Source organism: uncultured Thiohalocapsa sp. (genome assembly GCF_913062725.1).
In the GTDB taxonomy this organism is placed as follows: domain Bacteria; phylum Pseudomonadota; class Gammaproteobacteria; order Chromatiales; family Chromatiaceae; genus Thiohalocapsa.
In genome coordinates this window covers 104207-112030 of the sequence record NZ_CAJXWY010000004.1, presented here as the reverse complement: position 1 = coordinate 112030, position 7824 = coordinate 104207, and the positions used below count along the sequence as shown (strand labels likewise).

Genomic DNA, 7824 nt, shown 5'->3' with positions numbered 1-7824 from the left:
TCGCGAGAAAAGGTTTCCACGTGCTTACGTCATGTCAGCATGTTTCCCCCTCTTCCAGGCTTTGCCTGGCGCAATAAGCGTTCAGACCCCCACCCAAATGCACGCCCCGAAGGTGTGTCAACACCGGCTCAAGCGGCCACCGGTAACAACGGTGCTGGTCGACCGCGCCGGCGCTCCGCAACGACCTCGGCGATGAAGTCCCAAGGCGAGAGCCCGCGCTTGCGGCAGGTGTCGACCACGCTGGCGAGCACCGCCACCGTGCGTGAGCCCTGCGCGGTGCGGGTGCCCTGACTGATGCGCCGAGCAATGACCCAATGACGCAAGGCTCGTTCAGCCTCGTTGTTGGTCAACGGCAGCTCCGGATGATCGAGCGTCACCCAGAAGGTGTCGAAGTCGTTGAGCAACTCGCGTGCGAGCGCACGGGTCTTCTCATGCGCGGCATCAATGTGTTCGAGACACAGGCACCAGAAGGCGTTGAGTTGTTCGGCGTGCTGTTGACGCAAGTCCATCGGCGGTGGTCCCTCACGCGCGGCGTAGACGCTGTCCATGACCGCCTGGAGGCACGTATTGACCGCCTCACCAAAGGCGCGGGCTTGGCGATCCAGGCTCTCCTCTAAGCCGCGGGCTTTGCGCTGCACATGCGCCAGACAGCGCAGCCGGTTGTCGAGATCGCGATAGGCCCAGTAGCCATCGCTCATCAGCCAGCCGTTGAACAGCGGGCCAAGGACGCTCATCAAGACCGCCTTGGAGCGCGCTCCAATGGTGAAGATGGTGGTGGTGGCCGAGGTGAAGACCCACAGCCACACCAGCTTGCCGGCCTCCAACCAGCTGGTCTCGTCGGCGTGCAGCAGGCCGCTGTCGCGGGCCTGCTGGAGTAACTGTTCCTCGACCACCGCATCGAGGGCGCGCCCGGCTTCGTGGAGGCATTGGTTGATGGTGGCGATCGAGAGCTGAAGGCGCAGCCAGTCGCCGAGGAATTCTTGGATGCGCCGACGCGAGAGGCGCTGCCGGGTGCAGAGGGCGCAGATCAAACTCAACAGCCGCGGGCCGACCAGATGGCGCTCGCTTAAGGCCACATCCCAGGCCGCATCACCCGGCGTGTGGCCAGGCTCGGCGCGGGTGCTGTGTCCGCAGCCGCAAGTGCGCTCGTGGTAGGCGTGCAGGGTGTCGGTGAGTTCAAGGCCGATGCGCTCCTCACCGAGGTCGCTCAGGTCGATGACGTGGTGGGCGTGATAGCAGGCGCCGGGAGCCCGGTCCTGCAGATCGCTGCCACAGCGCGCGCAGCGCGTGGGATGATGCTCGAGGCGGTGGATGATGGCGAAGCGCTGGGTGCGACCATGGCCAGTGGCGCCGCGGCGTTGTCCGGGGCGCTTGGGTGGCGGGGCGTCAGCATCCGTGCTTGAGGGCGATGCGCTGGTGGCGGGCTCGGGCTGAGACCCCTCGGCGCTGTCAGCCGGTGGGTCGACGTGCTCGTCGGCGCGCGCGGTGCTCGACGCCGGCGCGCTCGAGTCGCTGGGAGCGTCTGGATCAGTGTCGTCGTGATCCTCGTCGCGGCCCCGTTCCCAGGGCGCTTGGCTGCTTGGCGGGCGCGAGCTGTTGTGCGGGGCTTGATCGAGCCGCTCGTGCGCGAGCTTCAGATCGGCGAGCAGTTTCTCCGAGAGCCCCTGCAACTGGGCATGGCTCAGCGCCGCCAAGGCGTCGGCATCAAGCTGCAAGAGATCGTGTTTGCTCAGCTGCACAGGGAACTCGGAGCGGGCGGTACGTCGGCGCTTGGCGTTGAAGGACTTGGCGCAAGATCTTGCCATAGCTCGCCCAGCAATGTCTGCCCTCAGCAACGGTTATCTGGGCGGGGGGTCTGAACGGCTACGCTGCCACAGCCGCCACCGGCTGCCTGGTCAAGCCGGGCTCCGAGGAGGCGGACCGATCAGTGGGGCGTTGCAGGGCCCCGTGGCCCGGCGTCCGACTCGTCCGGCCCCCGCTGCTCTGTCTCGCAAGGCCCGGGAAACCCAGTCAAGCGCTCGCTGAGCTGCCACTGAAACGCAGTTGCCATTAACTCACCGTTAGCTACTCCATTAACTTACCGTTAACTACCCATGCCTAGACTGTCCGGCGTCGAGACGGTCGCATCGTCTCGCTCGTACTTGACGCTTACATCTGAGGATCTGCAAATGAGACAGACAATTGTGGCCGCGGGCGCCCTGTTGGCCCTTGCATCAATGGCTCAGGCTGTCGCACGAACGATTGATACGGCGGAAACAACACCCGTGACCATCTCAAACGGAGACTCGCTGACGGTGACGCAGAGCGGCTCTGTCATTACCTCCAGCACGTCAACGCCCTCGATCACTTTCGATGACACAGACGTCAGCGGGGCCATACAGATTGACGGAGTCGTCGAGTCGACCGGCGACAAGGGTATGGAGGTCGATGATGTCAGCGTGGACGGCTCGATCATTATCAACGGCAGCGTCACAGGGACTGACGAAGATGCCGTTGACGTGGATATAAACCAGGAAGCCGTAAACGGAAGCATTATCAACAATGGCAGTATTACAAGCAGCGGCAACAATAACGAGAGCGGTATCGAATTTGATAGCGGCTTGGTGAAGGGTGACCTGATCAACAATGGTACAATTACCTCTGCCGGCGACAATGGCATCACGGTCTACGGCGATGATGATGACAACCTCTCAGATAACGAGGGTATCATCGAGGGCAGCCTCATCAACACTGGCACCATTAATGCGGAGGGTGAAGCTTTCGATATCGATGACAACGCATGGATCAAAGGCGGCATTGAAAATAGCGGCAGTCTCAATTCGGAGACGGCCGTCGTCGTTGAGATCGACGAAGAGACGCGGATCGATAACGGCCTGTTGAACAGCGGAACCATCGAGGGCATTGATGGTATAGAGTTGAGGGGTGACTCAAGCCTCAACGGCGGCCTGGTAAACAGCGGAAAGATTCTTGCCCAAGACCGAGCACTCCGCTTGGATTCAGGCACAACCGTCGACGGTGTCATCCAGAATCAGAGCGGCGGCATCATGGCGGGCCGGCTGGCGATTGATACGACGGTCGAACTGGTAAATAGCGGCCAACTGTACATCAAGGAGCTGACTGACGCTCAGGCAGTGGCAGACACTGGCAGCCCCGCTGAAAGCGAGATCGAAGGTACTTACACACAGTCGACCGGCGGCTTGCTCGGGGTTGCCGTCGATACGCCGGAGACTGCTGGCAGCACCTATTCCGCGCTGCAGGTACGCGGCGACGTGACGCTGGAACCGAACACAACGCTGCAGATCGATGTGAAGAATAATGCGCAGAACCTGGCTCTGGGCGACCGTATCAGCGATATCATTACCGCGACCGGCGCGCTCAATGCCTCGACGCTGCGCGTGCGCGACAACAGCGCTGCCTATGACTTCAACGCCGAGATCAACGAGGGCCGTATCGAACTCCTGGTCGTCGAGCAGAGAATCGAGCCCATACCCGCTCTGTCCGGCTATGCGCTTCTCCTTTTGTCGGGGCTGATCAGTCTGCTGGGTTTCCGCGCCATGAAGTAACTGCTTGACGAAGCTGGCCTGTGGCGCCTCGCAGATGCACGTCCTCAAGGATGACCCCAACCTTCAGGCAGCGGCCATCGCAGCGGCGTTAAACTTCGCCGCCCGTCAGCGCGATCACCCGCAATCGCGTCCTTGACCACTGCCCACGGACTGCCTACGCTCCGGTGGGAGGCGCGCGATCGCGAGCGCGCCCTGCGGTCAGCGCCCGAGACAAGCCGCCACGCACGTGTTGCCTGTAGCTTCATGATGAGCATCCGCAAGCGGGTCATGCGGGCGGCGGACAATAATTAGGCCGACACACGGCCGCACCACAGCCGCCCGGGCCGCGATATCTCGCGGCCCGGCGGTGGGAGGACGACCTTGCAATCCCACCACGTCGATGGCACTGCGCTGTCGCAGCGTCGCCGTCGGGCCGACCGCGATTGGCAGGCCTTCATGGCGCCCGACGGTCAGCAGGCCGCCGCGCCGCCCCCTGAGATTCTGGCCTCCTGGCGGCGCAGCGCCCGTTACCTGAACCGTCATCCGCCCAAGGCGCCGGTGGAGGATGCGGCCCTGGCGCGCGAGCTGTGGCAGGCGTCGCCGCTGCGCCAGGCACTGGACGCGCAGCGCCCGCGGTTGCAGGCCCTGGCGCGGGAAGGCTCGCTGCTGGTGGCGGTGGCCGGGCCCTGCGGGCGCCTGCTCTGGACCTACGCCAGCGGCCACATGGTAAGGCCCGCAGAGGCGGTGAATTTTGTCCATGGCGGCCGCTGGGACGAGGCCGCCGTGGGTACCAATGCGGTGGGCTTGGGCTTGCGGTTGCGCCGCCCGGTGACGGTGTTCTCCGCCGAGCACTTCCAGCCCTTCTTGCACGATTGGGTCTGCTACGGCGCCCCCGTGCTGCATCCAAAGACGGGCGCCTGTCTCGGCCTGCTGGATCTCTCCACCACCTGGGATCGGCATACGCCGCTCGGACAGGCGGCGGCATCTGATCTAGCCAGATGCATCGCCGAGGCGCTGCCGCCGGAGGCACCGCGGGCGGAGCTGGAGCTGTGGGGCCTGGGTCAGCCGCGGGTGCAATTCCGCGGGCGGGCACTGGCGCTGCCCCTGCGGCAGGTAGAGATCCTGTGTCTGCTGGCGCTGCATCCGGGCGGCTTGACGCTGGATGCCCTGCACGCGGCGCTCTATGGCGACGCCGCCGTCTCCCGCTCCACCCTCAAGGCGGAGCTGTCGCAGCTGCGCGGCGCGCTGGATGGGCAGATCGGCTCGCGCCCGTATCGCCTGGGCCTGCCCGTGTGGGCGGATTTCATCGTGCTCTGGCAGCTGCTGCATCAGCGACAGGCGGCCGAGGCCATCGGTCTGTATGCGGGGCCGTTGCTGGCACGCTCGGCGTCGCCGGCGCTGGAGGAGTGGCGCCATTGCATCGACGCGGTGATGGGGCAGGCGCTCGCGGCCTGCGACGACCCCGGGGCGCTCATCGGTGCCATCAGCCGCAGCACCGCCGGCAGTGAGATGGTGCGCGAGCGCCTGACCGAGCTGGCGGACGCCGCGTCGATCCGGTTCGGCTGAGTACGGCCCGGACTATGGCTTGGGGTCACGCCGCGCGCCATGCCTCGAACTGCCCGAGATAGCGCGGCTCGTAGGTCTGCAGGGCCGCCCGCAGCTCGGCGGCCGTAATGATGGGTGAGAGCGCCCGGGCCAGCACATTGCAGTTCCAAAGGCCGAGTGTCGGCTGCTCACCGAAGGCATAGCGGCCTTTCTCGTCCAGTGGGCTGGCGACGAAGGCGTCGCGGGTGGCGGCATCGGCGGCGTCCGGCACGAAGGCCGCGGCGCCCAGGTCCAGGGTGATACCCACCGCCGACTGATTGTCGGTGTTCATCATGCCGTGCACGAAGCCTGCGGCCTGCCAGCGCGCGATGAGATCGGCGGTGTCTTCGACCATGGCCCGGAACAGGGCGGCGTGGGCATGACCGTCGGCGGGGATGCGCCTGCGGTAGTGGTGCGCGATCAGGTAATCCGCCAGCACCCGCAGGCCATCGACGTCGCGCTTGAAGTAACAGTGCTCGAAGCTGCCGAAGCGCAGATGGCTCGGCGCGAGCCGCACCAGGATGGCCGCGCGCTCGAAGCCCTGGCGATACACCTGCTCATCGCCGGCGATGACGCAGAGGCCGCGCGCCGTCGGAATACCCAGGCGCGCCAGGCGTTGGCTCATCGCCAGCTCGTGCAGACATTCGGTGAGCCCGGCGCGGCCGTCTGCCTCGCGGGCGTAGGGTGTGCGCCCGGCGCCCTTGAGGCTCAGCTCCAGCCAGCCATGTGCCGTGTCGAGGCCGCCGAGCACCAGCACGCGGCCGTCACCGAGAAAGGGATTGAAGCGGCCAAACTGATGGCCGGCGTAGTCCAGGGCGAGGGGGCAACAGCCGTCGGGCAGGCGCCGGCCGCTGAACAGATCCAGCCAGTCGTCGCCGCCGCAGTTGTCCGGGTCGAGGCCAATGAGCGCCGCCGTATCGGCGTCGCAGGCGACGAGCTGCGGATTGGTGAGGGGCGTCGGCTCGATGCGCGCGTAGAAGCGTGAGCCCAGGGCCAGGAGCGGTTGGCGCAGTGCCGAGGGGGTGAGGGCAGACATGCCGGGTGGGATGCGTTGGCGACCAGGGCTGCGGTGATCCGCAGCCCGGTGACGGCCGCTGGTTAGAAGAACCCGAGCGGGCTCACGTCATAGCTCACCAGCACATTTTTGGTTTGCTGGTAGTGATCGAGCATCATCTTGTGGGTTTCGCGTCCGACACCTGACTTCTTGTAGCCACCGAAGGCGGCATGCGCCGGGTAGTGGTGGTAGCAGTTGGTCCACACGCGACCGGCCTGGATGCCGCGGCCCATGCGGTAGGCCAGGTTCATGTCCCGGGTCCAGAGACCGGCGCCGAGGCCGAACTCCGTGTCGTTGGCGATGGCCAGGGCGTCGGCCTCGTCCTTGAAGGTGGTCACGGACACCACCGGGCCGAAGATCTCCTCCTGGAACACGCGCATGTCGTTGGTGCCCTTGAGCAGCGTCGGCTGGATGTAGAAGCCGGCGCTGAGCTCGGCGTCCACCGATTCGACATCGCCGCCGAGCAGCACCTGGGCGCCTTCCTCCTGGCCGATGCGGATGTAGCTCAGGATCTTCTCGTACTGCTCCTGGGAGGCCTGGGCGCCCACCATGACGTCGGTATCCAGCGGGTTGCCGCGCTTGATCTGCAGGGCGCGCTGGATAACCAGCTCGATGAATTGATCGTAGCCCGATTCCTGCACCAGCAACCGCGACGGGCAGGTGCAGACCTCGCCCTGGTTGAAGAAGGCGAGCACGGCGCCCTCGACACATTTGCTGATGAACTCGGGCTCCTGATCCAGCACGTCGGCGAAGTAGACGTTCGGCGACTTGCCGCCCAGCTCCACCGTGGATGGAATGATGTTTTCCGCGGCGTACTGCATGATCTGGGCGCCCACCGGTGTGGAGCCGGTGAAGGCGATCTTGGCGATGCGCTGGCTGGTGGCGAGCGCCTTGCCCGCCTCCTGGCCGTAGCCGTTGACGATGTTCAGCACGCCCGCGGGCAGCAGGTCGCCGATGAGGTCCACCATGAGCATGATGGACGCCGGCGTCTGCTCGGCGGGCTTCAGTACCACGCAGTTACCGGCCGCCAGCGCCGGGGCGAGCTTCCAGGCGGCCATCAGCAGCGGGAAGTTCCACGGGATGATCTGACCGACGACGCCGAGGGGCTCGTGGAAGTGATAGGCCACGGTGTGCTCGTCGATCTCGCCGATGCTGCCTTCCTGGGCGCGGATACAGCCGGCGAAGTAGCGGAAGTGGTCCACCACCAGCGGCAGGTCGGCGTTGAGGGTCTCGCGCACGGCCTTGCCGTTGTCCCAGGTCTCGGCCACGGCGAGCTGTTCGAGATTCGCTTCGATCCGATCGGCGATCTTGAGCAGGGTGTTGGCGCGCCCGGTGACCGAGGTGCGGCCCCAGGCGTCTTTGGCGGCATGCGCGGCGTCCAGCGCCAGCTCGATATCGGCGGCGCCGGAGCGCGCCACCTGGCAGAAGGGCTTGCCGTTGACCGGCGATACATTGTCGAAGTAGGTGCCGTCCACCGGCGCCACCCACTCGCCGCCGATGAAGTTGTCGTAGCGCGCGCTGAAGCTCACCACGGCGCCGTCGGTGTTGGGGCTTGCATAGATCATGGGAATACTCCTCCGCCGGCGGCGGCTGTCTTGTCTCTTGCGGTTGCGTTGTTGGCCGTTCGCGGGCGCCGGCGGGCGC

5 protein-coding genes are annotated in these 7824 nt (G+C 65.7%); 2 read left to right on the top strand and 3 right to left on the bottom strand.

The features are described 5' to 3' along the window. Positions 1–128: 128 nt before the first annotated feature. Positions 129–1805, bottom strand: coding sequence for an IS66 family transposase (locus QZ588_RS02060; RefSeq protein WP_295539255.1), 1677 nt, complete (start codon positions 1803–1805; stop codon positions 129–131). 363 nt (positions 1806–2168) lie between these two features. Between QZ588_RS02060 and QZ588_RS02055 the strand changes: the two genes are divergently transcribed. Together QZ588_RS02055 and QZ588_RS02050 are read left to right on the top strand one after the other, a co-directional pair. Continuing rightward, positions 2169–3563, top strand: a complete 1395-nt coding sequence (locus tag QZ588_RS02055; protein ID WP_295539253.1) for a hypothetical protein — start codon at positions 2169–2171, stop codon at positions 3561–3563. Between the two features lie 360 nt (positions 3564–3923). After that, the gene (locus tag QZ588_RS02050) at positions 3924–5108 is read left to right on the top strand and encodes a helix-turn-helix domain-containing protein (RefSeq protein ID WP_295539250.1); all 1185 of its coding nucleotides are present in this window, start codon (positions 3924–3926) and stop codon (positions 5106–5108) included. Between the two features lie 25 nt (positions 5109–5133). On the opposite strand, the gene QZ588_RS02045 is transcribed toward QZ588_RS02050, so the two are convergent. Beyond that, on the bottom strand, positions 5134–6162 hold the full coding sequence (locus tag QZ588_RS02045; RefSeq protein WP_295539247.1) for a protein adenylyltransferase SelO family protein: 1029 nt from the start codon (positions 6160–6162) through the stop codon (positions 5134–5136). Positions 6163–6224: 62 nt separating this feature from the next. Next, positions 6225–7745: an aldehyde dehydrogenase family protein gene (locus QZ588_RS02040; RefSeq protein ID WP_295539244.1), complete on the bottom strand. Its 1521-nt coding sequence runs from the start codon at positions 7743–7745 to the stop codon at positions 6225–6227. Between the last annotated feature and the right edge of the window lie 79 nt (positions 7746–7824).